Source organism: Pseudoduganella lutea (assembly GCF_004209755.1).
GTDB classification, from domain to species: Bacteria; Pseudomonadota; Gammaproteobacteria; order Burkholderiales; family Burkholderiaceae_D; genus Rugamonas; species Rugamonas lutea.
Map to the genome: position 1 here is coordinate 44,997 of NZ_CP035913.1, position 26,363 is coordinate 71,359.

Consider the following 26,363-nt stretch of genomic DNA (forward strand, 5'->3'; position numbering starts at 1 on the left):
GAACCACGCCTAAGCCCCGATGCAACGCTCAAATACAACAGTAAAATAAGTGTTTCAACAAGAAAGGAATGCGATTGGATACGTCTTGCGGCACCCTGATCGTCGACGCGGCGGGCCGCCTGCTGCTGTGCCACGTGACGGGAACGAAGCATTGGGATATCCCGAAAGGGGTGCGCGATGCCGGCGAAACGGCGCTGGAAGCGGCGCGCCGCGAACTGTTCGAGGAGGCGGGGCTGGCGATCGATGCGGGCCGCTTCATCGACCTGGGCGAATTCGCCTATCGCCGCGACAAGCGGCTGCACCTGTTCCGCGTGGAGGCCGGCGCGGAGCTGTGCTCACTCGACCATCTTGCCTGCACCAGCTTCTTCCCGCACCACGTGACGGGCGAACCCACGCCGGAAGCGGATGCGTTCCGCTGGGCAACGCGCGACGAGGTGCGCACGCTGTGCTGGCCGCGCATGGCCGAGCGCCTGCTGGCGCTGGACTGGTAGTCTCGCTTCAGCTTTCGTTGCCGGTTCCGCCGGCGCCGGGCCCCGCCGGCCGTGCAATGCGAAGCGGTTGTTGAACGGCGTGTCGGGCTTGGTCGTGAAGCACAGCGCCGCTTCGGTATCCCATGCGATACCGAAGCGGCGTTCGAGCGCAGGGCGGCCCGCCGCCCTGCGTCAGCGGCGGTCGCGCCGCTGGTACAGGTAGCACGCGATGCCGGCCACCGCCGCGCCGATCGCCACCTTCTGGGCCAGTCCGCGCTTGTTGTGCTGCCACTCGGCCTTGATGCCCATTTCGCCGAGGATGTTCGGCACGTGGCCGCGCCCCAGGTCCTCCACCAGCCCCTCGACCACGTCGATGCGGTCGGCCAGCATCAGCAGCAGCCAGTGGCGGATGTCGTTTTCCGTTTCCTTGAACGCGGCGCGGCGCACCATGCCGGACACACCGCGCGGCGGATTCGGGCTGCCGAACAGCGGCGTCATGTGCGGCCGTTCTGGCGAGAGCAGCACTTCCACGTGTTGCGGCTGCTGTTCGGGCTGCGTCAGCGGCGCGTCGATGCGGGGCGGCGTGCGCTCCATCGGCACGCCGGGGCGGTTCTTGCGGTCCAGGTCCGCGCCCCAGCCCTGGATTGCCGAGCGGTCCACGGGCGGGCGGCCGTGCTGGAACACGGCGAGGTCGCGGCCCTGATTGTGATCGTGGTCGTGGTCGTGGTGATGGTCGTGTGCCATGGCTCTCTCCTCAATGGTTCGCGGTGGATTCGATGGCACGCACCTGGTTCGCCGACGGCGGGATCAGCACCGTCTTGATGCAGTCGTCCAGCTTTGACGAAAAGATGTGATACGCATCCGACACTTCCTCGAGCGGCACGCGGTGCGTGATGATCTGCTTCGGGTCGATACGGCCGGCCTGGATATGCTCGATCAGCCGCGGCAGGTGGCGCTTCACGCTGGCCTGGTTCATCCGCAGCGTCAGCCCCTTGTTCAGCGCGTTGCCGATGGGGATCGCATTGAAGGTGGGGCCGTACACGCCCACGATCGACACATTGCCACCCTTGCGCACGGAATTGATGCACCAGTGCAGCGCAGTGGCCGAGCCGGCCTGCATCATCAAGTGGACGCCGGTGATCGTCTGCGCGGCGCTGCCGGCCGCTTCGCAGCCGACGGCATCGATGCACACGTCGGCGCCCAGCCAGTCCGTCATCTTCTTGATGTGCAGCGCCATGTCGTCCACTTCGCGGAAATTGACGACCTCGCACTGCGCATAGCGCCGCACGAAATCGAGCCGGTAATCGACATGGTCGACGACGATCACGCGCCCTGCCCCGAACAGCCAGGCCGACTTCGCGGCAAAGATGCCCACCGGGCCGGCGCCGAACACGACGACGGTGTCGCCTTCCGAGATGTCGCCCATCTCGGCGGCCTGGTAGCCTGTCGGCAGCGCGTCGGTCAGCAGGACCGCGTCATCCTCGTCCATATCCGCCGGGATCACCGTGGGGCCCACGTCGGCCATCGGCACGCGCACGAACTCGGCCTGGCCGCCATCGAAACCGCCCGCCGTGTGCGAATAGCCATAGATGCCGCCCACCGCCGACGCTTGCGGATTCGTGTTGTGGCAATTGCCGTACAGCTCCTTCTGGCAAAAGAAGCACGATCCGCAAAACACGTTGAACGGCACCAGCACATGGTCGCCCACCTTCAGCTTGGTGACCTGCGAGCCCACTTCCTCGACGATGCCGACGAATTCGTGGCCGAAGGTCGTGCCCACGCGCGTGTCGGGCACCAGGCCGTGGTAGAGGTGCAGGTCGGAACCGCAGATGCAGGATCGGGTGACGCGCACGATGGCGTCGCCGGGGTGTTCGATGACGGGGTCGGGCTTGTGGTCGGCGCGGACCCGGAACGGTCCGCGGTAATTCATCGCCAGCATGGTTTCTCCTGTTGTTGAAGGCGCGGCGCCCCGCGACAGGGCGCCGGCATGGCATATCGTTGATGGCGCGCCCCAGCCATCGCCGGTCCGGGACAGGACCGATGGCCCGGCGGAGCGCAAAAAAGCCGCCTGCTGGCGGCTGGAGAACTGCTTAGCGGGTCGGCAGCGGCGGCGTGGTCGTGCCGCTCGTGCCCGATCCGGAGGTGCCGGTGGTGCCCGTGCCGGTCGCGCCAGCCCCGGTCGAACCGGCGCCCGACCGCGTCGTGCCCGTGCCGGACGTGCCCGTGGTGCCGGACGTGCCCGAGGACGAGCCGGTGGCGCTGCTGCCCGACGTGCCGGACGTGGACGAACCGCTGCTGTCCATCGAGGACGAGCCGCTGGTGCCCGACGTGGACGAGCCGCTCGTCGAGGCCGGCGGCGTGCTGTTCATGCCGGCGGTACCGCTGGCGCCGCGCCACGTGTCCGTGCCGCTGCTGGTGCTGCTGCCGGCTGAACCGCTGCCGCTGGAGCCGCTGGTCGCGCCCATTTCAGTCGATTGCGAGCCCGCCGTGCCGCTGGCACCCGACGTGGTCGTGTCCTGGCTGCCGGTGCTGTGCTGCTTGGATTTGCTGGACTTGGTGGACTTGTGTTTCTTCGTATCGCTGGCTTTTTGCTGATCCGTACCGGTGCTCGTGGATGAGCTGGTCGTCTGTGCCGCGACGCCAGCGCTGACAAACATGGCTGCGAGGATTACCGCGAGTTTGCTCTTCATGTCATTCTCCTTTTGCTTGTGGGTGCATACGGTGAATTGACATTCTGGCACCGCGCCATCGCATGGCACGTAGGAGAACATGCCGTGCAGCGGTCGGAACCGCCCCAAGCAAAATGCAATATTTCCAGCGTTTATCACCAGGTCGGTCAGCGCCGGAACCACCAGACAAGGAACGAAACCACGATCGACACGACGATGCAGGTAACGATCGGGAAATGGAAACTGAAGCCTTCGCGCACCACGTTGACGTCGCCGGGCAGCCGGCCCAGGGGCAGCTTGCTCAGCCATGGCCAGGCGAGGCCGGCCAGCAGCAGGATGACACCGAGAATGATCAGGAGCTGTCTCATCGTGAGCGGGAACGTTTGTCGACGGTAAAAGCAGTGTAGCGCGGTGCCGGCCCGCGCGGCGCGCCATCACACCCACAGCATCAGCGTGTTCGCGCTGGCCTGCAGCGCCGGCACGCAGCGCGCCGCGGCTTCGGCGCGCGAGGTGCTGGAGATCATCATCGACACGGACAGCGCGCCGATCACCGTGCCGTGCCGGCTTTTCAGCGGCACGGAGATGCCCCGCATGCCGATCTCGTACTGGTTTTCCGTGACGCCGAAGCCCTGCTCGCGGATCGTGCACAGCTCGCGTCGCAGTACTTCCCTGTCCAGCACCGTCATGTGCGTGTAGGCCACCAGTTCCACGCGGGCCAGGTAATCGTCCAGTACCGCGTCGGGCAGGCCGGCCAGCAGGACCCGGCCCGCCGTCGACGTGTAAGCCGGCAGCCGCGTGCCCGGCTCGAAGCCCGGTGTAAGGTGGCGCGGCGCATTCACACGGCTGACATACACCACGTCGTCGCCATCGAGCACCGAGTAATTCGTGGATTCCTGCAGCTGCGCCGTGAGGTGCTGCAGGTACGGCACGATCGCGCGCGGCATGCGCGCCGAATCCAGGTAGGAGTGGCCCAGCGTCAGCACTTTCGGTGTCAGCCAGAACTGGCGACCGTCGGTGGCGGCCATGCCGGTATGTACCAGCGTCAGCAGGTAACGGCGCGCCGCGCTGCGGCTGATGCCGATCCGTTCGGCCAGCAGCGTGGGGGTCAGGCGTGCGGTGTCGTCGTTGAAGGCGCCAATCACGGCAATGCCCGTGACCAGCCCTTCGATGATGTCGCGCGGGGCGACGGCGACATCGGTCAGCGGTGGCTTTTTCATCTAAAAATCAGGATTTTTGTGCGCCAATCGCGCAATGTGCGCGATTATCGTATTTTCACTGGTTTCACGGTGTTTTTTTGGCAGTGGCGCCTTTCTATACTCAGTGCACTGAATCACACGAGGAACGCCATGAGCCAGCCACCCCTGCCCGTCGAACCCGCCGCGCCACCGGCCAGCCCGCTGCACAACAATCCGCTGAACATCGACGGCATCGAATTCATCGAGTACGCCACCACGCAGCCGCAGGCGCTCGGCGCCCTGCTGGAAGCCATGGGCTTTGCCGCCGTGGCCCGCCACCGTTCGCGCGAAGTCACGCTGTATCGCCAGGGCGGCATGAACGTCATCGTCAATGCCGACCCGCGCACGCTGGCGATCGCCGAGAGCGAACCGCAGGCCACCGTGATCGGCGCCATCGCCCTGCGCGTGCGCGACGCCGATGTCGCCTACCGCCGCGCCGTCGACATGGGTGCGTGGCCGATCCCGACCCGTGCCGGCGTGATGGAATTGAACATCCCCGGCGTGCACTGCGCGGGCGATTCGATCCTGTACTTCGTCGACCGTGTCGGCGACTTCTCGATCTACGACGTCGACTTCAAGCCGATCGACGCCAGCGCAAAACCGGGCGCCACGGCGCAGCCACCGGCGGTCGCCGGGCTGCATTTCTTCGGTGTGGTGCAGGCGATCGGCGCCGGCCGCGCGCCGGAATGGACGGATTTCTATCGCCAGATGCTGGGTTTCCAGCCGCTGGCAGAGGGCACCTGGTTCGGCGTCGTGCCGAAAGGAACGCTGCTGGCAAGCCCGTGCCACCGCTTCTACCTGCAGCTGGTCGAACCGCCGGAGGGCGCCGGCGGCCTGCAATGGGAAGAACAGCTGATCCGCGTGGGCCTCGGCGCGCCGGACGTGGCCGCGGCGGTGCGGGCGCTGAAGGAGCGCGGCATCGTCTTCCAGGACCGCGAGCCGTCGCAACGCGGCGCACTCACCCAACTGTACAGGGGCGGCGTCAGCTTCGAGCTCGTCGCGAGCAGCCTGGAACAGCGCACCGCCGGAGACACGCATGACTGAGATTTCCGGTACCACGCGCATTTTCCCGGTGATCGGCTGGCCCGTCGAGCAGGTCAAGGCGCCCACGCTGTTCAACGCCTTCTTCCAGCGCCACGGCATCGATGCCCGCGTGATCCCGCTGAAGGTGGCGCCGGGCCAGTACACGGCCGCGGTGCGCACGCTGATGGCGATGGAAAACGTGGGCGGCATCTTCGTCTCGATCCCGCACAAGCCGATGAGCGTGACGGCCGTCGACGAAGCCAGCCCGCGCGCACTGCTGGCCGGGGCCTGCAACGCGATCTACAAGGGCGCCGACGGCCGCATCCTGGGTGACCTGATCGATGGCGAAGGATTCATCCGCGCATTCGACCGCACCTGCGGCGACACGCCGTTCCCCTGGCGCAGTGCCAGCGCGCTGGTGGTCGGCAGCGGCGGCGTCGGCTGCGCCGTGGCCGAGGCACTGGCCGCGCGCGGCATCGCCCGCCTTGCCATCTGCGACACGCGCCCCGGGCAGGCCGAGGCGCTGCGCGAACGGCTGCAGCAGGCCTTCCCGGCCGTTGCAGTCGCCGTCGGCACGCCGCACGGGGCCGGCCACGACCTGGTCGTCAATTGCACGCCGCTCGGCATGGACGCGAACGACCCGCTGCCGGTCGATCTCGCCGGCATCGCCCAGTCAAGCATCGTGGCCGACTGCGGCATGAAGATTGAAATGACGCGGCTGCTGCACACGGCGCGGGACCTGGGCTGCCGCATCCAGAAGGGCAAGGAAATGATGATCGAACAATCGCCGCTGTACCTGGAACTGTTCGGCTGGCACGGCATATCGGCGGATGCATTCCGCGCACTGGAGGCTTTATGAACCTGTCGAACTTCGGCATGGATACGATCACGCTGGGCGGATCGCTCGAATCGAAACTGGCGGCCTCGCGCGCCAGCGGCTTCACGCAGATCATGCTGTGGGCACGCGACCTGGCCACCTATCCGGGCGGCCTCGAGGCGGCGGTGGCGCTGGTGCGGGGCAGCGGCCTGCGCGTCACCGGCATCCAGGTAATGCGCGACTACGAGGGCCTGTCCGGCGCGCTGCACGACTACAAGCTCGATATCGCGAAGCAGATGCTGCTGGTGGCCCGCGCGGTGGGCGCGCCGTTGCTGATGGTGTGCTCCAGCACGTCGAAGCACGCCAGCGGCGACATGGCGCACATCGCCCGCGATCTCGCCAGGCTGGCCACGCTGGCCGTGCCGCTGGGTGTGCGGATCGGCTATGAAGCCCTGTCGTGGGGCCGCCACGTGAACGGCTACCTGCAATCGTGGGAAGCCGTGGCGCTGGCCGACCACGCCAACCTCGGCGTGATCCTCGATTCGTACCATATGCTGGCCAACGATGCCGATCTCGATGGGCTCGACGAGATCCCCAGCGACAAGATCGCGCTCGTGCAGCTGTCCGACTACATGTGGCGCGAGCTGCGCAATGCCGAGGAGCGGCTGGAAACGGCGCGCCACCTGCGCGTGTTCCCGGGCGAGGGGGCGCATTCGAAGGAACTGTCGGACATGCTGCGCCGCCTCGACCGCGCCGGCTACCGGGGCGACTTCAGCTTCGAAGTGTTCAACGACGATTATGTGCAGCTGCCGCAGGCCTTCGTGGCGAAGCGCGCGCACGCCGGCGCGAAGTGGGTGACGGACCAGGTGCTGCGCCGCAGCCTGCCGGTATTGCACGCCACGCCGCACCATGCGGCGATGGCATAGGGAGCGGCCGTGCGGACGATCATGGTATTGAATGGCCCGAACCTGAACCTGCTGGGCTCGCGCGAACCGGGCATCTACGGGGCGCACACGCTGGCCGACGTGGAAGGCCTGTGCCGCGACGCCTGCGCCAGGCACGGCTTCGCGCTCGACTTCCGCCAGTCGAACCACGAAGGCGTGCTGCTCGACGCACTGCACGAGGCGGGCGCCGCGCAGGCTGCCGGCATGCTGGCCGGCGTGGTGCTGAACGCCGGCGCCTATACGCACACGTCGGTGGCACTGCACGATGCGATCAAGGGTGCGTCGGTGCGCGTGATTGAGCTGCACATCTCGAACGTGCATGCCCGCGAACCGTTCCGGCACCATTCCTTCATCGCCCCGGCCGCGCAGGGCGTGATCGCCGGGCTGGGTGTCCAGGGCTATGCGCTGGCGATCGCGGCACTGGCCGATCACGGAAACCGGAACGGAAACGCCTGACCATGCACGGTGTGCCTTCCCCCGTCGCTCCGCAGCCCATCGTTCCGATGTCCATCGTACTGATGCTGCTGCTGGCCGCGCAACCGGTCGCCACCGACCTGTACCTGCCGGCGCTGCCGCACATCGCGGCGGACCTGGATGTGGCGGCGGGGCAGGCGCAGGCCACGCTGACGGTCTTCATCCTGGCCTTCGGCATCGCGCAACTGGCGGCGGGACCGCTGGCCGATCGTTACGGGCGGCGCCGCTTGCTGCTCTGGGGCCTGGCGCTGTACGTGCTGGCAGCAATCGCCGGCGCGCTCGCACCGGCGCTGCCCATGCTGCTGGCGGCGCGCGCCGTGCAGGGCATCGGCACGGCGGCATCGGTGATCGCCGCGCGCGCCATCATCCGCGACCAGCATGCGGGCGCCGCCGGCATGCGCGCCATGGCCCGCAGCCTGACCGGACAAAGCGCGATCGGCGTGGCCTGCCCGCTCGCCGGCGGGCTGGCGGCGCACTACCTGGGCTGGCATGCCACGCTGGGCATGGTGGCCGGCTTCGGCGTGCTGGCATGGCTGGCCGTGTACACGGGCTACCGCGAAACGTGGCGCCGGCCGGAAGGCGATCGCCCGGCAGGGCTGCTGACCTTCCTGGCGCATCCGCAGTTCGTCGCCTGCGCGCTGCTGGCGGGCCTGTCCTTTTCAGGCGCGCTGTGCTTCCTGATCCTGTCGCCCTTCGTGTTCATCGGCGAGTTCGGCATGTCGCGCCTGGCCTACGGCGCGCTGCCCGCCCTGTGCTCGCTGGCATTCCTGCTGGGCACGGTACTCTGCGGCCGGCTGCTGCGGCACTGGAGCGTGCCGCGCGTGGTGCGGCTCGGTGCCTGCCTGTCGCTGCTCGGCGGCGCCGGCCAGGTGCTGCTGTGGCACGGCGGCGTGCATGCGGTGTGGGCGCTGGTACTGCCGCAGTGCGTGTACATGCTGGGCCACGGTTTCCACAACCCGTGCGGCCAGGCCGGGGCCGTGGCGCCGTTCCCGGCCCAGGCGGGGCGCGCGGCGGCCGTGTCGGGCTTCGTGCTGACGGCCACGGGTTTCGTCAGCGGCCAGCTGGCTTCGGCCAGCGGCGCGTCGCCTTCCGACACGCTGGTGGCGGCGATGGGGTGCATCACCGCGCTGCTGGCCGTCGTCGCCCTCGTATTCGTGCCGCTGGCGTGCCGCGACGGCCCGCTGCCCCGCCCCGCCAGCCAATAACAATATTCACAACAACGGAGACATGATGAAAGCGAAAATCCTCGCGGCCTGGATGGCGGTCGCCTGCCCGGCCCTTGCCGGCGCCCAGGCCACCGGTGTGACCCTGTACGGCAACTTCGATGAATACATCGGCCACGTGCGCAACGACAGGGGCGCCCACGTCACGGGCCTGAACGATGGCGCGATCCTGCGCAGCCGCCTCGGCGTGCGCGGCAGCGAAGACCTGGGCGATGGCGTGCAGCTGAAGTACGTGCTGGAGATGGGCCTGAACGCCGATGCCGGTTCGGCGGCCGACACCAGCCGCCTGTTCGACCGCCAGGCGTGGCTCGGCCTGGCCACGAAGGCGGGCGAGTTCCGCGCCGGTCGCCAGAACACCGAGATCTTCATGATCGGCGGCGCCATCGACTACACGGACCGCACCACATTCGGTTCCGTCGTCAATTCCTTCGGCATCCCGTCGCGCTACGACAACGACCTGTCCTACCGCTCCCCGCGCATCGGCGGCTTCGAGGCCACCGTGCACTATGCGTTGCCGGAAAACGGCGGCGCCACGCGCGGCAACCACCCGATCTGGCAACTGGCGCTGGACTATACGCGCGCGCCGTTCCGCTTCGGCTATGCGGGCCTGCAGGCCAGTCCCGACGATGCCACGGCCACCGTGCACGAAAAGATCCGCTACCACAACGTCTACGCCAACTACCGCTACGGCCGGGGCACGCTGTACGCGACCTTCGTGCGCAGCAATAACTCGACGGCCAACGCCAGCGGCAACAACGCCGGCACCATTCTCAGCAACGTATCGATTCCGAACAATTACTTTGCCGGCACCGACCCGAACGCGACGCGCTACTACCACATCTGGCAGCTCTCGGCCGACTACCGCGTCGACGAACGGCTGCGCGTGGGCGCGCTGTACGGCGAGATCCACGACCAATCGGGCGGCGGCGCCGGCGCGCGCGGCGCCAGCGCCGGCGGCTACTACGACCTGTCGCGGCGCACGTCGCTGTACGCGTTCGCCGCGTGGCTGAAGAACGATGCCGCCGCCGGGTTCCGCTTCAGCAGCTCGGCCGGGCCGTCGGCCAACCTGGCCGGCGACGACATCAATGGCCGCCGCCTGACCGGCGTGCAGCTGGGCATCCTGCACAAATTCTAGAAAACAGTTCCGTCAAGAGAACGCAACCCCGTGAATCAACGGCGCCCGCGGGCGCACACTATACTTGGAGGACGATATGTGCACAGCTTTGCAACCCCATCATGCCCCGACGGCCGGGGGCCAACCATGAAATCACAAGCCCGCAAGGCCACGCTGAGCGGCTGGATCGGCTCGGTACTGGAGTACTACGACTTCTTTATCTACGCCACCGCCGCCACGCTGGTCTTTCCGCAGATTTTCTTCCCGTCCACCGATCCGAAAACGGCGATCGTCGCCTCCCTGGCCACCTACGGCGTGGGCTACATCGCCCGCCCGATCGGCGCGTTCATGCTGGGCCACTGGGGCGACACGCGGGGCCGCAAGTACGTGCTGTTGATGTGCATGTTCCTGATGGGGATCTCGACGATGGCCGTCGGCCTGCTGCCCACGTATGAACAGGTGGGCGTGCTGGCGCCGGCCATGCTGGTGGTGCTGCGGCTCGTGCAGGGCTTCGCCGTGGCCGGCGAGATTTCCGGGGCCAGCTCGATGATCCTGGAACACGCGCCGTTCGGCCGCCGCGGCTTCTACGCCAGCTTCACGCTGCAGGGCGTGCAGGCCGGCCAGATCCTGGCCGCCGCCGTCTTCCTGCCGCTGGCGCATTTCATGCCCGACGCGCAGTTCAACGCGTGGGGCTGGCGCATCCCGTTCCTGCTCAGCGCCTTCGTCATCCTCGCCGGCTACCTGATCCGCCGCAACGTGCACGAGACCCCGGCGTTCGCGCAGGAAAACAAGCGCGCCAAGGCGCCGATGGTGGAAGCGGTGACGGAAAGCTGGCGCGACATGCTGCGCGTGGTGTGCATGGCGTTCATGAACGTGATCCCCGTGGTGACGTCGATCTTCGGCGCCGCCTACGCGGTGCAGCCCGGGTACGGCAACGGCTTTTCGAAGGATGTGTACCTGTGGATCCCCGTGCTGGGCAATTGCCTGGCCGTGCTGGTGATCCCGTTCGTCGGCATCCTGGCCGACAAGGTGGGCCGCAAGCCGCCGATCGTCGTCGGCGCCCTGCTCTCCGGCCTGCTGTCGTTCGGCTACCTGTATGCGATCAGCATTCATAACGTGCCGCTGGCGATCGCCATGTCGCTGCTGATGTGGGGCGTCGTGTACCAGGGCTACAACGCCGTGTTCCCGAGCTTCTACCCCGAGCTGTTCCCGACCCGCACCCGCGTGTCCGCCATGGCGATCTCGCAGAACCTGGGCACGCTGGTCACCGCGATGCTGCCGGCCGTCTTCGCCTTCGTGGCGCCCCCGGGGCCAACGACATCCCGCTGAAGGTGGGTGCCATCACGTTCGGCGTGACCGTGATCGCCGCGCTGGCCGCGCTGTCAGCCCGCGAAACCTACCGGATCAGGATGGAAGACCTGGGCAAGGTGGATGCCGTGCCGATGCCGAAGGAAGAGTATGTGCGGCTGCGCAAGGCCAGCGCCGCGCCGGTGAAGGGAAGCGGGCACGAACGCGCGGCGTGAGCCGTGTGAAGCTGGACTGATCCAGGCAAAAAAAATCCCCGGTACGACATACCGGGGATTTTTTTACGCTAACAGCGCCATCAGAACGCGCCCACGTAATTCTCCGCCAGCGCCTGCGCCAGCGCCCGCGAACCCACCACGTTCTCCAGCTCCGCGCGCTGCATCTCCCGTTCGAACGGCGTGGCGTCGGCGAACGTGTGCAGCATGCGCGTCATCCACCACGAGAAATACTCGGCGCGCCAGATGCGCTTGAGCGCCCGCTCGCTGTAGCCGTCCAGCAGTTCGCTGCTGCCCTTCCGGTAGAACATGTCCAGGCCTTCGGCCAGGAACTTGACGTCGGACACGGCCAGGTTCATGCCCTTCGCGCCGGTCGGCGGCACGATGTGCGACGCGTCGCCGGCAAGGAACAGGCGATTGTGCCGCATCGTCGTGCAGACGAAGCTGCGCATGCCGATGATGCCCTTCTGGAAGATGCGGCCTTCGTTCACCTTCCAGCCATCGCTGGTTTCCACGCGGGCGTGCAGCTCGGCCCAGATACGGTCGTCCGACCAGTTGTCCACGTGGTCCGCGGGATCGCACTGGAAGTACAGCCGCTGCACTTGCGGCGTGCGCGTGGAAATCAGGGCGAAACCCCGTTCATGCTGCGCATAGATCAGCTCTTCGGACGACGGCGCCGATTCGACGAGGATGCCGAACCAGCCGAACGGATACGTGCGCTGGAACTCGGTGCGCGCCGCCGCGGGCAGCGTTTTACGGGAGACGCCATGGAAGCCATCGCAGCCGATGACGAAGTCGGCATCGATGCGGCTGCGCTCGCCGCGATGGGTAAACGTGACGGCCGGCGCTTCGCTGTCGATGCCCTCGATGCCCACGTCGGATACGTCGAACAGGATCTGGCCGTCCGCGGCGAGGCGCGCGGCAACGAGATCCTTGATCACTTCATGCTGCGGGTACACGGTGATCGCCTTGCCCGTCAGTTCGGTCAGGTCGATGCGGTGGCGGCGGCCGCCGAACGCCAATTCGATGCCATGATGCAGCGCGCCGAGCTCGCGCATCCGCTGGCCGACGCCGGCATTGTCGAGGATGTCCATCGTGCCCTGCTCGAGCACGCCGGCGCGGATCGTCGATTCGATCTCTTCGCGGCTGCGGCTCTCGAGCACGACCGATTCGATGCCCTGCAGGTGCAGCAGGTGGGATAGCAGCAGGCCCGCTGGGCCGGCGCCGATGATGGCTGCCTGGGTACGCATGGTAAGTCTCCGTCTGGTATTAATTTAAGGTCGTGAACGGATCGTAATGCTGCTGTCACAATAAAAAAATGGATGAAGCCTGCAAAAACTTGTACTATTTTGCAAAGGCCTGTGCAGGACGACATGAAAACGCTGCCCAACGAAATTCCCCGGTTCGCCCTGTACGGCGACAATACGCCGATCGACAATGCCGAGTTCGTGCACATCGAGCTGATCGAAACGCGCAGCCGGCTGCACGACTGGCACATCGGCCCGCACACGCACCTCGGGCTGTTCCAGGTGCTGTTCCTGATGGCCGGCCACGTCAGCGCGCAGGTGGAAACCATGCAGTGGGAGTGCGACGGCCCCACCGTCATCACGATCCACCCGAGCGTCGTGCACGCGTTTGATTTTTCCGAGGAAGCGCAGGGCTATGTGCTGACGATGGACCAGAACGTGGTGCTGTCGGTGGACCTGTTCGCGCCGCTGTTCCTGCGCCCGCAGGCCATGCGCCTGCACGAAAACCCGGTCGTGCAGGACCGCCTGGCGGCGCTGCTGCACCAGTTGCTGCTGGAGGCGGCCGGCCCGCGCTATGGCCAGGCGCTGATGGTGGAATGGCTGGCCCGCAGTGTACTGCTGTTGCTGGTGCGGCTGGAAACGGAGCGGCGCATGGCCGACCAGTCGGGCCATGTGGAATTCGAACTGTTCAGCCGTTTCCGCGCCCTCGTGGAAGAACATTTCCGCGAGCAGTGGCTGGTGGGCCGCTATGCCGGCGAGCTGCGCGTGACGGCCGTGCGCCTGAACCGCCTGTGCATGAAGCTGGCCGGCAAGTCCGCCTTCGAGATGGCGCAGGACCGGCTCATGCTCGAAGCGTGCCGCAAGCTCACCTACGTGCCCGCGTCGGTGGCCAGCATCGGCTATGAACTGGGATTCCAGGACCCGGCCTACTTCAGCCGGCTGTTCCGCAAACGGCTGGGCGTGACGCCGAAGCAGTACCGCGAACAGTCTCGAAGCGGCGCCGCCATCACCACCCCGTTATAGTAAAGCAAAACTGGGGACAGACCCTGGTTTCCAGGAAACGTGGCCAGGATACCGGCGAATGGCCACCGATCGCCGCAATGTCCGAGACGTTTCCTGGAAACAGGGGTACGTCCCCTATTTTTCTTCTAAGCAGGGGTACGTCCCCAGTTTTGGCCTACAGCAATGCCGACAGTTCCGCCTGGATCTTGACCATGGCCGGCAGGCAGCGCTCAACCATCGCATCGAGCGGCATCCGCCCTTCGTGCACGCTGACATTGAGCGCGGCCACGATCTCGCCGCGAAAATTACGCAGCGGGACCGCGATCGCCCGCAAGCCCAGTTCCAGCTCCTGGTCGACGAGGGCATAGCCCTGCTCGCGCGCCCGCGCGATTTCCAGTGCCAGCCGCTCGCGGTGCACGATCGTGTGCGCCGTGATGCGCTCGGGCTCCACGGTGGACAGGTAGCGCTCCACCGCGTCCGGCGGCAGGTGCGCCAGCAGCACGCGGCCGTTCGCGGTGCAGTAGGCCGGCACGCGCGTGCCCGGCTGCAAGGTCGTCGACACGAGGCGCCCCGCACTGACGGCGGCCACGCACACGAGCTCGAGGTCGTCGAGCACACCGCACGATGCCGCCTCTCCCAGCGAATACGCCAGGCGGTACAGCAGCGGTTGCGCGATGCGCGGCAGCCGCGCCGAATGCAGGTACGACTGCCCCAGCCGCAGCACGGCCGGCGTCAGCGAAAACAGCTTGTTGTCGTGCCGCATGTAGCCCAGGTGCGTCAAGGTGATCAGGTAGCGCCGCGCGGCGGCCCGCGTCAGGCCGGTACGGCCGGCCACCTCGGCGATCGTCAGCCGCGCGCGTTCCTGGTCGAATGCCTCGATCACCTGCAAGCCTTTTTCCAGGCCGGCGACGAGATCGCGCGGGTGGGGCGTCACTGGGTCCATGAGAAATCTCCTATTTTGTGCGAGTATCGCACATAGTGTGCGCACTGCGCATGGAGCCAGACATTGCCCCGTTGAAGTCGAAGGTGCCCAAGGCCTAACATGGCCTGCATCCGACCACCGCATCCATTACATTGCGCAGTGCGCACGAGGAGACTTTAGTGAAATTCGATCCCGTCCCATCCGGCGTGTATCCGGAACTCGTTCATCCCGAATACAAATCCACCATCAAGCGCGGCCCGTTGCAGCCCCTGCTGCGCCTCGACGCGGCCCTGCCCGTCCGTGACAACATCGCCACGCCCGCCCTCGTGCTGCCGGGCGAGATCGACCTGACGCGGCCGGAAGGCTGCGCCGGCGAAGCGATCGGCGAGCGCATCGTCGTGACCGGCCGTGTCACGGATGAAGACGGCAAGCCCGTGCGCAATTCGCTCGTCGAAGTGTGGCAATGCAACGCGGCTGGCCGCTACCGCCACAAGAAGGACCAGCACAACGCGCCGCTCGACCCGAATTTCAACGGCTGGGGCAAGATGCTGACGGACGACGAGGGCCGCTACCGCTTCGTGACGGTGCGCCCCGGCCCCTACCCGTGGGGCAACCACCACAAGGCGTTCCGCCCGGCGCACATCCACTTTTCCCTGTTCGGCAACGTGTATGCTCAGCGCCTCGTCACGCAGATGTATTTCCCGAACGACCCGCTGTTCGACTACGATCCGATCTTCAACAGCGTGCCCGACGCGGCGGCACGCCAGCGCCTCGTCTCGCGTTTCTCGATCGAGGAGACGATGCACGAACACCTGCTCGGCTATGAATTCGACATCGTCCTGCGCGGACGCGACGCTACCCCGATGGGCCTGTAAGGAGACCAGCATGACGAACCAAGTGAACATCACCACCTCGCAAACCATCGGCCCCTTCTCGCACGAAGCATGGCAATGGGCCGTCGACGCCACCGCCAGCGTGGAAACGACCGCCCCCACCGTCACCGTGCGCGGCATCATCTACGATGGCGACGGCGCGCCGATCAACGACGCCCAGCTCGAAGCCTGGAACCCGCACGCTGCGGCGGCCGAGGCGCAGCAGGCCATCCCGGGGTTCCGCCGCATTCCCAGCGGCGAAGCGGGCGAATTCCAGTTCCGCCTGTCCCGCCCCGCCGATGCGCCGGCCGATGCGCCCGCCGCTTTCGTCACCATCTTCGCGCGCGGCCTGGTGAAGCACCAGTTCACCGCCGTGTTCCTGGACGACGCGCCGGTGTCGCCGCTGCTGGCCCAGGTACCCGAAGCGCGCCGCGACACGCTGCTGGCGCGCCGCCAGCCGGACGGCAGCTATCGCTGGGATATCCGCATGCAGGGCGATGCCGAAACCGTCTTCTTCGACTACACGTGAAGACGGGGAGAAGAAACGGATGAGCGTATCGATCTTCGACAGCTTCCTCACGACGACCGACATGATCGCGGTCTTCGACGATGCCGCGATCGTGCAGGGCATGTTCCGCTTCGAGCAGGGCCTGGCCGCCGCGCAGGCGGCCGAGGGCCTGGTCCCGCACGCGGCGGCACGCGCCATCGCCGGCGTCTGCAATGCGCAGCTGTATGACATCCCGGCGCTGATCGCGGCCAGCCGCCGCGCCGGCAGCCTGGCCATCCCGCTGGTCAAGGAACTCACGAATACGGTCGCGCTGTACGACAAGGACAGCGCGGCCTTCGTCCATTGGGGCAGCACCAGCCAGGATGTGGTCGACACGGCCCTCGTGCTGGCCACGCGCGAGGCATTGACCCTGCTCGATGCCGGGCTGGCGCAGCTGACGGACACCCTGCTGGCGCTGGCCGAAGCGCACATCGACACACCCGTGCTGGCGCGCACGCTGATGCAGCCGGCGCAGGTGACGAGCCTTGGCTGGAAGGTGCTGGGCTGGGCCGCGCCGCTGCTGCGTGCCCGCGAGCGCTTGCGCGACGCGGCCGGTCGCGCGCTGCGCCTGCAACTGGGTGGCGCCGTCGGCACGCTGGCCGTGATGGGCGAAGCCGGCGACGCGGTGGCACGCCGCCTGGCGGACGACCTGGGCCTGCAGGTGGCCGACGCGCCATGGCACACGCAGCGCGACGAATGGGTGCGCCTCGGGCTGGAAGTGGCCGTCATGACGGGCAGCCTGGGCAAGATCGCCACGGACCTGTCGCTGATGGCGCAGGGCGAGATCGGCGAACTGGCCGAACCGTCGGGCAATGGCCGCGGCGGATCGTCGGCCATGCCGCACAAGCGCAATCCGGTATCGGCGATGATCGCGCTGGCCGCCGCCGGCCGCACGCCGCAGCATGCCGCCTCGCTGCTGGCCATGATGGGGCAGCAGCACGAGCGTGGCCTGGGCAACTGGCAGGCCGAGCTTGCCGAATGGCCGCCGCTGTTCATCAGCGCGCACGGCGCCCTGCAGGCGCTGAACGACGCCTTCGGCGCACTCACGGTCGACACGGGCCGCATGCGCCGCAACATCGATGCGCTGCAAGGGCTGATCTTCGCCGAAGCCCTGTCGATCGGGCTGGCAGAATACATCGGCCGCCCGGCCGCCCACGAATTCGTCGAAGGCCTCACGCGCCGCGTGGTGGCCGAAGGCCGTCACCTGGCCGACCTGCTGCCCGAGGCGGTGTCCTCCAGCGATGCGCTGCGCGACCGCTGCGACCTCGCTTCATTGCAGGCGCTGTTCGACCCCGTGGCCGCCGCATCGTCCGCCCGCCGGCTGGCCGTGCGCCAGCTCGCCCGGCTCCGCGAGGAAGCCGCCTCCCTCAACATGGAACCTACGCAATGACCCACGATCCTTTCGATCACGACTTCGAACGCGGCCTGCAGAACCGCCGCACTATCCTCGGCGATGCCTGGGTGGACCGCTCGCTCGACAACGCCAACGCCTTCAATGCCGATTTCCAGAACCTGATCACGCGCTTCGCGTGGAACGAGATCTGGGGCCGCCCCGGCCTGGAATACAAGACGCGGCGCGCGATTGTGCTGTCGATCACGATCGCGCTGGGGCGGTGGGAAGAGTTCGAGCTGCATGTGCGCGCCGCGCTCCGTGCCGGCGCCGAGGGCGGCTTGAGCCCGGACGAGCTGAAGGAAGTGCTGATGCAGTCCGCCATCTACGCCGGCGTGCCGGCCGCGAACACGGCGTTCGCGCACACGCAGCAGATCCTGCGCGAGATGCAGCACCCGCTCGCGCCCACGCAGCCGGGCACCGTGCCGCACCCGGGCGTCGGCAGCGAACGGCGCACCGCCAGCCGCCCCGCCCTGCACTACACCGTTCGCGAGCCGCGCAACGGCCAGGCGCCGCGCCGCACCATCGTGCTGAGCCACGCGCTGGGCATGGACCTGTCGATGTGGGACGGCCTGGGCAATCTGCTGGCCGAGGACTGCCGCGTGATCGCCTACGACCACCGGGGCCACGGCGGCTCCGAAGCGCCGGACGGCGCCTACGACATGGCCGCGCTGGCCGACGATGCCGCGCGCCTGCTGCTGGAACTGGGCACCGGGCCGGTCACGTGGATCGGGCTGTCGATGGGCGGCATGGTGGGCCAGGAGCTGGCGCTGCGCCATCCGGCGCTGGTCCAGGCACTCGTCATCGCCAACTCCTCGTCCGGCTATCCGGAAGCGGCGCGGGAGGGATGGCAGCAGCGGATCGCCACCGTGCGCGAACAGGGCATCGACGCGATTGCCGACACCGTGATGGGCCGCTATTTCCACGAAGCGTTCCGCGCCACGCACGGCGGCACCGTCGCGCGCTGGCGGCGGCGCCTGACCAGCACCGATCCGATCGGCTACGTGGGCTGCTGCCATGCCGTCGGCAACGTCGACACGACCGCCCGCCTTTCCGCCATCACGGTGCCCGTGCTGGTGATCGCCGGCGAACTCGACCAGGGCGCGCCGGTGGCCATGTCGCAAACCATCGCCGACGCGATCCCCGGCGCACAGCTGGTCGTGCTGCCCGATGCATCGCACATCGCCGCCATCGAACAGCCCGCCGCCTTCGCCCGCGCCGTCCAGGCTTTCCTGGCATAAAAACTGGGGACGTACCCCTGTTTTCAGGAAATTTCATCTAGCTTAGGCGGCCTCGCGAACCGGCCCGCCTCCAGCTTCAGCTACTTTCCTGTAAAACAGGGTCTGTCCCCAGTTTTGCCGTGATTACACGTCCGGGTCGGCGAAGTTGGCGACCTGGTCGAACTCCACGTTGAACATGCCGCCATCGACCTGCGCCGCCTTGCGGATGTACACGGTCTGCACGATGTCCCGGCTGGCCGGGTCGATCCGCACCGGACCGCGGACGCTGTTCCATGCCATGCCCTTCATCGCGGCAACGAGCTGTGCGCCATCGGCATTGCCGCCCGCCTTGGCCAGCGCCTGATACAGCAGGTGCATGCCGTCATAGGCGCCGACCGAGTGGAAGTTGGGCCGCATGCCCTTGTTGGCCGCCATGAACGCGCTCACGTAGGCCTTGTTGTCCGGCGACGGATGCGCCGCCGAGTAATGGTGGCTGCTGACGACGCCGTTCGCGGCCGCGCCGATGCCGGCAATCAGGTCGTCGTCCAGCACGTCGCCGGTGCAGATCAGCCGGATGCCGGCGGCGGCCAGGCCGCGGTCGCTGAACTGCTTCAGCACGGCCGCGCCTTCGCCGGAGGGCACGAAGACGAACAATGCGTCCGGCCGGGCATCCTTCACCCGCGCTAGAAACGGCGCGTAGTCGGGATTGCGCAGCGGCACGCGCAGCGAATCGATCACCTTGCCGCCGCCGGCCGTGAAGCGCTTGACGAACACCTTTTCCGCATCGAGCCCCGGGCCATAGTCGGCCACGAACGTCATCGCCCGGCCGATCTTGTTCTTCGCCGCCCAGTCGGCCAGCGGCGCCGTCACCTGCGCCAGCGTGAAGCCGGTGCGCACGATGAACGGCGAGCGCTGCGGGATGATCGACGTGGCCGCGGCCATCACGATCATCGGCACCTTCGCCTGCGTGGCGACGGGCGCCGCGGCCAGTGCCAGCGGCGTGAGGCCGAAGCCGGCCAGCACGCGCACCTTGTCGCGCGCCACCAGCTCCTGGGCGGTGCGCTTCGTCACGTCCGGCGCCACGCCGCCGTCGTCCTTCAGGACGATCTCGATTTTGCGCCCCGCCACGCTGTCGCCGTGCCGTTGCTGGTACAGCTTGACGGCCGCCTCGATCTGCCGGCCGGTGGAGGCGAACGGGCCGGACATCGGCACGATCAGGCCCACCTTGAACGGCTCGGCGGCGGATGCGAAAGGTGGCAGCGATGCGGTCGCGGCAGCGGCGATGCCGGCCAGCAGGGTACGGCGTTTCGGTTGGTGTGTCATGGTCTCCTCCTTGTTGTAAGTATGCAAAACTACAGGTCGAGCACCAGCAGCGCGGACTTCGCGCGCGAGCAGCACGGGGTGAACTGGTCGTTGGCCGCCTGTTCCTCCTCCGTCTGGTACAGGTCGTGGTGTTCGGGAACGCCATCCAGCACACGCGTCAGGCAAGTGCCGCAAACGCCCTGTTCGCACGACACCGGCACGTCCACGCCGTGATCGGCCAGCACCTGCACCACGGTGCGGCCCGCGGGAATCGTGTACGTGCGGCCGCTGCTGGCGATGCGCACGTCGAACGCGCGCTCGCCCCCCTCGGCGACCGCGGGGGCGGCGCCGAAATACTCGCGGTGCAGGCGGTCATCGCTCCAGCCGAGCGCACGGGCCGTGGCCAGCACGTGATCGATGTAGCCGGCCGGGCCGCACACGTAGACGTGCGTGCCCGGCGGACAGGCAGCCAGGGCGGCCGGTACGTCGAGCCCCGTGCCTTCGTCGTCGATGTGCAGGCGCACCCGCGACGCGAACGGCGCCGCCTCCAGCCGGCGGCGAAACGCGGCACGCGCCCCGCCGCGCACGCTGTAGTGCAGCGTGAACGGCAGGTTTCGCGCGTGCAGGTGTTCGGCCATCGCCAGCAGCGGCGTGATGCCGATCCCCCCGGCGAACAGCACGCTGTGGTGCGGCCCTTCGGCCAGCCCGAAATGGTTGCGGGGCTCACTCACCTCCAGCTCCGCGCCTTCGACGATCCGCTCGTGCATCGCGCGCGACCCGCCGCGCGACGCCGGTTCGCGCAGCACGCCGATCAGGTAGCGGTGCGTTTCATGGGGCGCGTTGCACAGCGAGTACTGGCGCACGATGCCGCCGCCCAGGTGCACGTCGATGTGCGCGCCGGCCGTGAACGGCGGCAGCGGCGTGCCGTCGGTGGCGACCAGCTCGTAGCTGCAGATACCCTCCGCCTCGCTGGTGCGGCATGCAACCCTCAGGCGCAGCGTGCTCATGCCGCCACCTGCGCCGATGCGGATGTGGGTGCGGGTGCCGATGCCGGCTCCGGCGCAGCAGTTTCCCGGGCGAGCCAGCGGTCGATGATCTTGCGCGACTGCACGCCGCCGGCATCGATGTTCAGCATCAGCAGCTTGCGCTCCGGATGGCGCAGGATGTTGGCCTGCTGCTGTTCCAGCATGTCCCGGTCTTCGCCGAAGATCTTGCCCTGGCCGGTGCGGATCGTGTCGGTGAGCGCCGCGTCGTCCGCCCTGAAATGGCGCGCCATGCCCCAGAAGTACCAGTGCGTGGTGTCGGTTTCCGGCGTGATGAAGTCCACCACGATCGACGAGGCCTTGAACTCGGCCGGCGCATCGTAGCCCCCCTTGCCGGCCAGCGCCACGCCCACTTCGATCATGACGTGGCTGGGGGGCGTGAAGTGGCAGATCTGCCAGCGGTCTACCGGCACGTCGTCGGGCAGGCCGTTGCCCCGCAGGGCCGCCTGCCAGAATGGCGGCGGCATTACGTTCTCCATGAAGCGGCTGGTGATCACTTCATCGCCCACCGTTTTCGTGGTGACGGGTGCCTCGTCGATTTCCTTCTGGCCGATCGACGAGGCATGCACGTAGGTCTCGTGCGTGAGGTCCATCAGGTTGTCGATCATCAGCCGGTATTCGCAGCCGATGTGATACAGGCCGCCGCCATACGCCCAGCCCGCGTCGACGGCCCAGTGCAGGTGCGGGATCGCGGCCGGATCGGCCTGCGCGGCATCGCCGGGCCAGACCCAGATGAAGCCATGCCGCTCGACGACGGGATAGCTGCGGATGCACGGGAACCCGCGCACGCGCTGGCCGGGCATGGCGACCGGCTTGCCGTCGCAGCCCATCTGCAGGCCGTGATAGCCGCACACCAGCGTGCCGTCGCGCACGAAGCCCAGCGACAGCGGCGCGCCACGGTGCGGGCAAAAGTCCTCCACGGCGGCCACGCCCTGCGCCGCGCGGTAGAACACGATCTTTTCGCCGCAGATCTGGCGGCCCAGGGGCTTGTCCACGATTTCGTCGGGCGTGGCCGCGACGTACCAGGCATTTTTTGGGTACAGGATGGAAGTCATGCAGTCTCCTTGGTCATTATTGTTGGTGCTGAACTTCGATATTCAGTACACTGAATATTCGCGCAGTCGGAACCCAAAGTAAACTGTGCGCGACAAATATTTATCGGCGACCCATGGACAATGAAAACGACAACGGCAAGAACAACGGCAATGAGCTGCTCGACCTGCACGAACACCCCGGCCACCTGCTGCGCCGCGCGCAACAGATCTCCGTATCGATCTTCCACGATGAAATCGGCGGCGAACTGACGCCGGTGCAGTATGCGCTGCTGCGCACCCTGGCCGCGCGCCCAGGCATCGACCAGGTGACCTTGGCCGGCCTGGTGGCGATCGACACGTCGACCGGTGCCAGCGTGTGCGCCCGGCTCGAGGAAAAGGGGCTACTGGAACGCAAGGTGATTCCGCACAACCGCCGCCAGCGGGCGCTGACGATCACCACGGCCGGCACCGCCCTGCTGAAGCGGCTCGACCCCGCCGTGCACCGCCTGCGCGAACGCCTGCTCGCGCCGCTGACGGAGCGCGAGCAGGCGCAATTCATGCGGCTGCTGGATAAACTCGTCCTTGAAAACAACGACCAGAGCCGCGCACCGCTGGCCCGGCCGGATGCAGCAGCATAACGCCGCATGACACGACTGCCCAGGCCGTGTCCACCATGGGGTCAACCCTCGAATCGGACACGAGCTCGTCACTAACGACCGTTGAACGTACGTTGGCAACGATTGCGACTGCCGGGCCCGTGTCCACTTTTGAGGTTGGAAGGAATAATGCCCTGCATGGCATGACCGCGACGCAGGCAAGGGGCAGTGCTCCTTGAAACCCCTGCTGCGCCCCCAAGGTGGACACGGGCTCTGCAGTGGCGGCCGTGCTCAGGCCACCGACACCAGCCGGTCCAGCTTGGCGCCATCGTCCAGCAGCTCGCGGCTGTCCGAATCGTGCACGATGCACCCGCGGTCCAGCACGATGGCGCGCTGCGTCAGCGACAGGGCGAGGCGGGCATGCTGTTCGACGACGATCACGGACAGGCCCTCGTCCTGCACCAGCTTGCGGATGACGCCCAGCAGCTCCTGCACGATGATCGGCGCCAGCCCTTCCATCGGTTCGTCCAGCAGCAGCATGCGCGGGTTCGTCATCAGCGCGCGGGCGATGGCCACCATCTGCTGCTCGCCGCCGGAGAGCTGGTTGCCCATGTTGGTGCGCCGTTCCTGCAGACGCGGGAAGACCTCGTAGATCTTCTTCACGTCCCAGCGGCCCGGCCGCGCGACGACGGTCAGGTGTTCCTCGACCGTCAGCGACGGATACATGTGCCGCTCCTGCGGCACCCAGCCCAGGCCGGCACGGGCCCGCTTGTACGGCGCCACGCGGGCGATATCCTTGCCGGCCCACCGGATCGCGCCCTTGTGCAGCCGCGTCAGGCCCATCAGCGTGGTGAGCAGGCTGGTCTTGCCCACGCCGTTACGGCCCAGCAGCGCCAGGCTGTCGCCCTCGTCCAGCGCAAACGACACGTCTTCCAGCACGACGGATTCGCCATAACCGGCCGTCACCCGTTCCACCGCCAGCAGTTCAGTCATGACCACCCTCCCCCAGGTACACTTCTTTTACGCGCCGGTCCGCGGCGATTTCCGCAGGCGTCCCTTCGGTCAGCACCTTGCCGCCCACGAGCACCGTGATCCGCTCGGCGAACTTGAACACGAGGCCCATGTCGTGTTCGATGAACAGGATCGTCACGTCGCGCGGCAAGCCCGAGATCACTTCGAACAGCTCGCGGCTTTCGGCTTGCGGGATGCCGGCGGCCGGTTCGTCGAGCAGCAGGATCTTCGGTTGCGTGGCCAGCGCCAGCGCGATTTCCACGAGGCGCTGCTTGCCGTAAGCCATGCTGCGCGTGATGCTGTTGGCCTGGTCGGCCAGGCGCAGCGATTGCAGCAGCGCCATTGCCTCGTCAACCATGTCGTGGTGGCGCGCCACGGTTTTCCACCACACGTTCTGCAGGCCGCGCCGCTCGCCTATCGCCAGAACGACCGATTCGAGCACCGTCAGCCCGGCAAACAGCGTGTTGATCTGGAACGTGCGCGTCATGCCGCGTTTCACGCGCTGGTGCTGCGGCAGCGCGGTAATGTCTTCGCCGCCCAGGAACACGCGGCCACTGGTGGGCGCGAAGCCGCCCGTGAGCAGGTTGATGAAGGTGGTCTTGCCGGCGCCGTTCGGGCCGATCAGCGCATGGCGGGCGCCGGGCGTAAACGTCAGCGACACGTCGCTGTTGGCCTTGAAGGCGCCCCAGCTCTTCGACAGGCCTTCCGTCCTCAGGGTTGTATCCATCATTTTGCCTCCTTCCGTTCGCGCCGCCGCTCCATGAGCGCGGCGCAGCCACCGACGATGCCGCCCTTCGCGAACAGCACGATGCAGACCAGCAGCAGCCCGATCCAGAATTGCCAGTACGTGGGATTGATGCCGGCGATCTTGTCCTGCGCGATCATGAACACGGCCGTGCCGATCAGCGCACCGTACAGGCGCCCCGTGCCGCCCAGCACCAGCATGATGAGCAGTTCCGCCGAGCGGGGGAAGCCCAGCATGTCCAGGCCGACGAACTGGGTCGTCTGCGCCAGCAACGCGCCGGCGATGCCGGCCACCACGGCGCCCACGGTGAAGACAGCGCGCAGCCGCCGGTTGACATCCGCCCCGATCGCCGGCATGCGGCGCCCGCCTTCGCGGATACCGCGCAGGCCCAGGCCGAACGGCGAAGCCACGAGGCGGCGCAGCACGAGGAACACGAGGAACAGCACGACATAGCTGTAGACAAAGCCGGTCTTGCCTTCCAGGTCGAACTCGAACACGCCCAGCAGGTTCCCCACCATCATGCCGGACAGGCCATCGACGCCGCCCGTCAGCCAGGAGGCCTTGTTCGCGGCCTCGAACAGCATCAGCCCGATGCCCAGCGTGACCATCAGGCGCGTCAGGTCCTGCCCGCGCACGACGAGGAAGCTGACGATCCAGCCGAAGATGCCGGCCACCACCGCGCCGGCCAGCAGGCCGGTGACCGGCTCGCCCCAGCCATGCACGGACAGCAGGCCGGCCGTGTAGGCGCCCAGCCCGAAAAATGCCGCATGCCCCAGCGACACGATGCCCGCGTAGCCGAGGATCAGGTCCAGCGACAGCGCGAACAGGCCGACGATCATGATCTGGCTGGTCAGCACCAGGTATTGCGGGAACAGGAACCAGCTGGCCACGGGCAGCAGCCAGAACACGATTTCCAGCGGATGCCAGCGGCCATCCGGCAGGCGCGGAATGGGAGACGGCGCCGCGGCGCGCGCCGGCGCATCCACGACGACTTCAGCTTTCGACAATGCGTTCATGCCTTTCTCCTTACCAGGCCGGCGGGGAACGCCAGCAACAGCACGACCATCAGTGCGTAGATGACGAACGCGCCCACTTCCGGCACGTAGTACTTGCCGGCCACGTCGAACACGCCAAGGACGATGGCGGCCAGCAGCGGGCCGGTGATCGTGCCCGCGCCGCCGACGGCGACAACCAGCAGGAAGTAGACCATGTACTTGACGGGGAAGCTGGGATCGAGCCCCAGCACGTCGATACCCAGGCCGCCGCCCAGCCCCGCCAGACCGGAACCCAGCGCAAACGTCAGGCTGAACACGCGGCTGACATTGATGCCCAGGCCCTCGGACGCCGTGTGGTTGTCGACGGACGCGCGGATCTGCGCGCCGAAGCGGGTGCGCTCGATCAGGAGACCCAGCAGCGCGGTGACGACGATGACGACGCCGATCAGGAACAGCCGGTAGGTGCCCACCTCCAGGCCGAACAGCGACACCTGCCCGCGCAGCCACTCGGGCAGGCTGACGGGTTGCTGCGTGGGGCCGAAGAAGTACGTGGCGCCGGCCACCGCCATGAACGTGAGGCCGATCGAGAACAGCACCTGGTCCAGGTGGCTGGCCTTGTACAGCCGGCGGTACAGCGTGCGCTCGAGAACGAAGCCGACGAATGCCGATGCCAGGAACGCCAGCGGCAACGTGGCGAGGAATGGCACGCCGGCGCGATCGAGCAGCATCACGCACACGTAGCCGCCCAGCATCGCGAACGCGCCATGGGCCAGGTTGATGAAGTTCATCATGCCCATCGTGACCGACAGGCCGACACTGATCATGAACAGCAGGCTGCCGTACGCCACGCCATCGAACAGGACGCCGATCATCGCCGGCCTCCAAAGGGGTATTCAGGATGGATATCCATGGTTGTCTCCTCGATTCTCCAAGAATCAAATTTCAAGG

General features: G+C 67.3%; 27 protein-coding genes and 1 pseudogene. 15 read left to right on the plus strand and 13 right to left on the minus strand.

Translation table 11 applies throughout. The annotated features are described in order from the left end of the window. The first annotated feature begins 68 nt into the window (after window positions 1–68). Window positions 69–491, plus strand: coding sequence for an NUDIX hydrolase (locus tag EWM63_RS00200; RefSeq protein WP_130184758.1), 423 nt, complete (start codon window positions 69–71; stop codon window positions 489–491). 171 nt (window positions 492–662) lie between these two features. On the opposite strand, the gene EWM63_RS00205 is transcribed toward EWM63_RS00200, so the two are convergent. Then, the gene (locus EWM63_RS00205; protein ID WP_130184759.1) at window positions 663–1,214 is read right to left on the minus strand and encodes a hypothetical protein; all 552 of its coding nucleotides are present in this window, start codon (window positions 1,212–1,214) and stop codon (window positions 663–665) included. A 10-nt stretch (window positions 1,215–1,224) separates the two neighbouring features. Next, entirely contained in the window at window positions 1,225–2,409 is a 1,185-nt protein-coding gene (locus EWM63_RS00210; protein ID WP_130184760.1) for a zinc-dependent alcohol dehydrogenase, read from the minus strand. Window positions 2,410–2,582: 173 nt separating this feature from the next. Between EWM63_RS00210 and EWM63_RS00215 the strand changes: the two genes are divergently transcribed. Next, complete coding sequence (locus EWM63_RS00215) at window positions 2,583–3,065, plus strand: hypothetical protein (RefSeq protein WP_130184761.1); 483 nt, start codon at window positions 2,583–2,585, stop codon at window positions 3,063–3,065. 241 nt (window positions 3,066–3,306) lie between these two features. Here EWM63_RS00215 and EWM63_RS00220 read toward each other — a convergent pair whose 3' ends face one another. After that, window positions 3,307–3,507, minus strand: coding sequence for a DUF2905 domain-containing protein (locus tag EWM63_RS00220; protein ID WP_130184762.1), 201 nt, complete (start codon window positions 3,505–3,507; stop codon window positions 3,307–3,309). Window positions 3,508–3,573: 66 nt separating this feature from the next. Next, the gene (locus EWM63_RS00225; protein WP_130184763.1) at window positions 3,574–4,356 is read right to left on the minus strand and encodes an IclR family transcriptional regulator domain-containing protein; all 783 of its coding nucleotides are present in this window, start codon (window positions 4,354–4,356) and stop codon (window positions 3,574–3,576) included. A gap of 129 nt (window positions 4,357–4,485) precedes the next feature. Here EWM63_RS00225 and EWM63_RS00230 point away from each other — a divergent pair, with 129 nt between their 5' ends. The 7 genes and pseudogenes from EWM63_RS00230 (at window position 4,486) to EWM63_RS00260 (ending at window position 11,492) form a co-directional block, all read left to right on the plus strand. After that, window positions 4,486–5,418: a 4-hydroxyphenylpyruvate dioxygenase gene (locus EWM63_RS00230; RefSeq protein WP_130184764.1), complete on the plus strand. Its 933-nt coding sequence runs from the start codon at window positions 4,486–4,488 to the stop codon at window positions 5,416–5,418. Next, entirely contained in the window at window positions 5,411–6,256 is an 846-nt protein-coding gene (locus tag EWM63_RS00235; RefSeq protein ID WP_130184765.1) for a shikimate dehydrogenase family protein, read from the plus strand. Before EWM63_RS00230 ends, EWM63_RS00235 begins: the two co-directional genes overlap by 8 nt. Continuing rightward, on the plus strand, window positions 6,253–7,140 hold the full coding sequence (locus EWM63_RS00240) for a sugar phosphate isomerase/epimerase family protein (protein ID WP_130184766.1): 888 nt from the start codon (window positions 6,253–6,255) through the stop codon (window positions 7,138–7,140). Before EWM63_RS00235 ends, EWM63_RS00240 begins: the two co-directional genes overlap by 4 nt. Before the next feature lie 21 nt (window positions 7,141–7,161). Further along, on the plus strand, window positions 7,162–7,614 hold the full coding sequence (aroQ, locus tag EWM63_RS00245) for a type II 3-dehydroquinate dehydratase (protein ID WP_130190077.1): 453 nt from the start codon (window positions 7,162–7,164) through the stop codon (window positions 7,612–7,614). Between the two features lie 47 nt (window positions 7,615–7,661). Further along, window positions 7,662–8,837: a Bcr/CflA family efflux MFS transporter gene (locus EWM63_RS00250; protein WP_165390699.1), complete on the plus strand. Its 1,176-nt coding sequence runs from the start codon at window positions 7,662–7,664 to the stop codon at window positions 8,835–8,837. Between the two features lie 22 nt (window positions 8,838–8,859). Continuing rightward, window positions 8,860–9,990: a porin gene (locus EWM63_RS00255; protein WP_229487642.1), complete on the plus strand. Its 1,131-nt coding sequence runs from the start codon at window positions 8,860–8,862 to the stop codon at window positions 9,988–9,990. A 126-nt stretch (window positions 9,991–10,116) separates the two neighbouring features. After that, window positions 10,117–11,492: pseudogene (locus tag EWM63_RS00260) on the plus strand (MFS transporter). Window positions 11,493–11,572: 80 nt separating this feature from the next. Here the strand turns inward: EWM63_RS00260 and EWM63_RS00265 are convergent. Then, on the minus strand, window positions 11,573–12,739 hold the full coding sequence (locus tag EWM63_RS00265) for a 4-hydroxybenzoate 3-monooxygenase (protein WP_130184768.1): 1,167 nt from the start codon (window positions 12,737–12,739) through the stop codon (window positions 11,573–11,575). 123 nt (window positions 12,740–12,862) lie between these two features. Here EWM63_RS00265 and EWM63_RS00270 point away from each other — a divergent pair, with 123 nt between their 5' ends. Then, window positions 12,863–13,759: a helix-turn-helix domain-containing protein gene (locus EWM63_RS00270; RefSeq protein ID WP_130184769.1), complete on the plus strand. Its 897-nt coding sequence runs from the start codon at window positions 12,863–12,865 to the stop codon at window positions 13,757–13,759. A 154-nt stretch (window positions 13,760–13,913) separates the two neighbouring features. Here EWM63_RS00270 and EWM63_RS00275 read toward each other — a convergent pair whose 3' ends face one another. Further along, on the minus strand, window positions 13,914–14,681 hold the full coding sequence (locus tag EWM63_RS00275; RefSeq protein ID WP_130184770.1) for an IclR family transcriptional regulator domain-containing protein: 768 nt from the start codon (window positions 14,679–14,681) through the stop codon (window positions 13,914–13,916). A gap of 158 nt (window positions 14,682–14,839) precedes the next feature. Here EWM63_RS00275 and pcaH point away from each other — a divergent pair, with 158 nt between their 5' ends. The 4 genes from pcaH to pcaCD are packed head-to-tail and all read left to right on the plus strand — an operon-like array spanning window position 14,840 to window position 18,710. Then, window positions 14,840–15,535 carry a protocatechuate 3,4-dioxygenase subunit beta gene (pcaH, locus tag EWM63_RS00280; protein WP_130184771.1) on the plus strand — a complete coding sequence of 232 codons (696 nt, stop codon included), beginning with the start codon at window positions 14,840–14,842 and terminating at the stop codon, window positions 15,533–15,535. 10 nt (window positions 15,536–15,545) lie between these two features. Then, window positions 15,546–16,061 carry a peptidase associated/transthyretin-like domain-containing protein gene (locus tag EWM63_RS00285; RefSeq protein ID WP_130184772.1) on the plus strand — a complete coding sequence of 172 codons (516 nt, stop codon included), beginning with the start codon at window positions 15,546–15,548 and terminating at the stop codon, window positions 16,059–16,061. Between the two features lie 19 nt (window positions 16,062–16,080). Continuing rightward, a complete protein-coding gene (locus EWM63_RS00290) occupies window positions 16,081–17,469 on the plus strand; it encodes a lyase family protein (RefSeq protein WP_130184773.1) in 1,389 nt (462 codons plus the stop codon). Further along, the gene (gene pcaCD, locus EWM63_RS00295; protein WP_130184774.1) at window positions 17,466–18,710 is read left to right on the plus strand and encodes a bifunctional 4-carboxymuconolactone decarboxylase/3-oxoadipate enol-lactonase PcaCD; all 1,245 of its coding nucleotides are present in this window, start codon (window positions 17,466–17,468) and stop codon (window positions 18,708–18,710) included. Before EWM63_RS00290 ends, pcaCD begins: the two co-directional genes overlap by 4 nt. Before the next feature lie 123 nt (window positions 18,711–18,833). On the opposite strand, the gene EWM63_RS00300 is transcribed toward pcaCD, so the two are convergent. The 3 genes from EWM63_RS00300 to EWM63_RS00310 are packed head-to-tail and all read right to left on the minus strand — an operon-like array spanning window position 18,834 to window position 22,077. Beyond that, window positions 18,834–20,012: an ABC transporter substrate-binding protein gene (locus tag EWM63_RS00300; protein ID WP_130184775.1), complete on the minus strand. Its 1,179-nt coding sequence runs from the start codon at window positions 20,010–20,012 to the stop codon at window positions 18,834–18,836. A 29-nt stretch (window positions 20,013–20,041) separates the two neighbouring features. Continuing rightward, the gene (locus EWM63_RS00305; RefSeq protein WP_130184776.1) at window positions 20,042–20,998 is read right to left on the minus strand and encodes a PDR/VanB family oxidoreductase; all 957 of its coding nucleotides are present in this window, start codon (window positions 20,996–20,998) and stop codon (window positions 20,042–20,044) included. Continuing rightward, on the minus strand, window positions 20,995–22,077 hold the full coding sequence (locus EWM63_RS00310) for a Rieske 2Fe-2S domain-containing protein (RefSeq protein WP_130190079.1): 1,083 nt from the start codon (window positions 22,075–22,077) through the stop codon (window positions 20,995–20,997). The genes EWM63_RS00305 and EWM63_RS00310 overlap by 4 nt, the downstream gene beginning before the upstream one ends. 125 nt (window positions 22,078–22,202) lie before the next feature. On the opposite strand from EWM63_RS00310, the gene EWM63_RS00315 reads away from it, so the two are divergent. Next, entirely contained in the window at window positions 22,203–22,706 is a 504-nt protein-coding gene (locus EWM63_RS00315; RefSeq protein WP_130184777.1) for a MarR family winged helix-turn-helix transcriptional regulator, read from the plus strand. 249 nt (window positions 22,707–22,955) lie between these two features. Here the strand turns inward: EWM63_RS00315 and EWM63_RS00320 are convergent, their stop codons facing one another. The 4 genes from EWM63_RS00320 to EWM63_RS00335 are packed head-to-tail and all read right to left on the minus strand — an operon-like array spanning window position 22,956 to window position 26,287. Continuing rightward, window positions 22,956–23,657: an ABC transporter ATP-binding protein gene (locus tag EWM63_RS00320; protein ID WP_130184778.1), complete on the minus strand. Its 702-nt coding sequence runs from the start codon at window positions 23,655–23,657 to the stop codon at window positions 22,956–22,958. Next, a complete protein-coding gene (locus EWM63_RS00325) occupies window positions 23,650–24,402 on the minus strand; it encodes an ABC transporter ATP-binding protein (protein WP_130190080.1) in 753 nt (250 codons plus the stop codon). The genes EWM63_RS00320 and EWM63_RS00325 overlap by 8 nt, the downstream gene beginning before the upstream one ends. Beyond that, window positions 24,402–25,436: a branched-chain amino acid ABC transporter permease gene (locus EWM63_RS00330; RefSeq protein WP_130184779.1), complete on the minus strand. Its 1,035-nt coding sequence runs from the start codon at window positions 25,434–25,436 to the stop codon at window positions 24,402–24,404. The genes EWM63_RS00325 and EWM63_RS00330 overlap by 1 nt, the downstream gene beginning before the upstream one ends. Then, the gene (locus tag EWM63_RS00335) at window positions 25,433–26,287 is read right to left on the minus strand and encodes a branched-chain amino acid ABC transporter permease (RefSeq protein WP_130184780.1); all 855 of its coding nucleotides are present in this window, start codon (window positions 26,285–26,287) and stop codon (window positions 25,433–25,435) included. Before EWM63_RS00335 ends, EWM63_RS00330 begins: the two co-directional genes overlap by 4 nt. Window positions 26,288–26,363: the final 76 nt, after the last annotated feature.

What these genes read in the sequence shown, in the direction of transcription:
- EWM63_RS00300 (WP_130184775.1), bottom strand. Translation starts at nt 20,012, where the DNA reads ATGACACACCAACCGAAACGCCGTACCCTGCTGGCCGGCATCGCCGCT.
- EWM63_RS00210 (WP_130184760.1), bottom strand. Translation starts at nt 2,409, where the DNA reads ATGCTGGCGATGAATTACCGCGGACCGTTCCGGGTCCGCGCCGACCAC.
- EWM63_RS00315 (WP_130184777.1), top strand. Translation starts at nt 22,203, where the DNA reads ATGGACAATGAAAACGACAACGGCAAGAACAACGGCAATGAGCTGCTC.
- EWM63_RS00265 (WP_130184768.1), bottom strand. Translation starts at nt 12,739, where the DNA reads ATGCGTACCCAGGCAGCCATCATCGGCGCCGGCCCAGCGGGCCTGCTG.
- EWM63_RS00205 (WP_130184759.1), bottom strand. Translation starts at nt 1,214, where the DNA reads ATGGCACACGACCATCACCACGACCACGACCACGATCACAATCAGGGC.
- EWM63_RS00255 (WP_229487642.1), top strand. Translation starts at nt 8,860, where the DNA reads ATGATGAAAGCGAAAATCCTCGCGGCCTGGATGGCGGTCGCCTGCCCG.
- EWM63_RS00305 (WP_130184776.1), bottom strand. Translation starts at nt 20,998, where the DNA reads ATGAGCACGCTGCGCCTGAGGGTTGCATGCCGCACCAGCGAGGCGGAG.
- EWM63_RS00230 (WP_130184764.1), top strand. Translation starts at nt 4,486, where the DNA reads ATGAGCCAGCCACCCCTGCCCGTCGAACCCGCCGCGCCACCGGCCAGC.
- EWM63_RS00330 (WP_130184779.1), bottom strand. Translation starts at nt 25,436, where the DNA reads ATGAACGCATTGTCGAAAGCTGAAGTCGTCGTGGATGCGCCGGCGCGC.
- EWM63_RS00290 (WP_130184773.1), top strand. Translation starts at nt 16,081, where the DNA reads ATGAGCGTATCGATCTTCGACAGCTTCCTCACGACGACCGACATGATC.
- EWM63_RS00335 (WP_130184780.1), bottom strand. Translation starts at nt 26,287, where the DNA reads ATGATCGGCGTCCTGTTCGATGGCGTGGCGTACGGCAGCCTGCTGTTC.
- aroQ (WP_130190077.1), top strand. Translation starts at nt 7,162, where the DNA reads ATGGTATTGAATGGCCCGAACCTGAACCTGCTGGGCTCGCGCGAACCG.
- EWM63_RS00200 (WP_130184758.1), top strand. Translation starts at nt 69, where the DNA reads ATGCGATTGGATACGTCTTGCGGCACCCTGATCGTCGACGCGGCGGGC.
- EWM63_RS00270 (WP_130184769.1), top strand. Translation starts at nt 12,863, where the DNA reads ATGAAAACGCTGCCCAACGAAATTCCCCGGTTCGCCCTGTACGGCGAC.
- EWM63_RS00275 (WP_130184770.1), bottom strand. Translation starts at nt 14,681, where the DNA reads ATGGACCCAGTGACGCCCCACCCGCGCGATCTCGTCGCCGGCCTGGAA.
- EWM63_RS00240 (WP_130184766.1), top strand. Translation starts at nt 6,253, where the DNA reads ATGAACCTGTCGAACTTCGGCATGGATACGATCACGCTGGGCGGATCG.
- EWM63_RS00320 (WP_130184778.1), bottom strand. Translation starts at nt 23,657, where the DNA reads ATGACTGAACTGCTGGCGGTGGAACGGGTGACGGCCGGTTATGGCGAA.
- EWM63_RS00235 (WP_130184765.1), top strand. Translation starts at nt 5,411, where the DNA reads ATGACTGAGATTTCCGGTACCACGCGCATTTTCCCGGTGATCGGCTGG.
- EWM63_RS00250 (WP_165390699.1), top strand. Translation starts at nt 7,662, where the DNA reads ATGTCCATCGTACTGATGCTGCTGCTGGCCGCGCAACCGGTCGCCACC.
- EWM63_RS00225 (WP_130184763.1), bottom strand. Translation starts at nt 4,356, where the DNA reads ATGAAAAAGCCACCGCTGACCGATGTCGCCGTCGCCCCGCGCGACATC.
- EWM63_RS00285 (WP_130184772.1), top strand. Translation starts at nt 15,546, where the DNA reads ATGACGAACCAAGTGAACATCACCACCTCGCAAACCATCGGCCCCTTC.
- pcaCD (WP_130184774.1), top strand. Translation starts at nt 17,466, where the DNA reads ATGACCCACGATCCTTTCGATCACGACTTCGAACGCGGCCTGCAGAAC.
- EWM63_RS00220 (WP_130184762.1), bottom strand. Translation starts at nt 3,507, where the DNA reads ATGAGACAGCTCCTGATCATTCTCGGTGTCATCCTGCTGCTGGCCGGC.
- EWM63_RS00325 (WP_130190080.1), bottom strand. Translation starts at nt 24,402, where the DNA reads ATGGATACAACCCTGAGGACGGAAGGCCTGTCGAAGAGCTGGGGCGCC.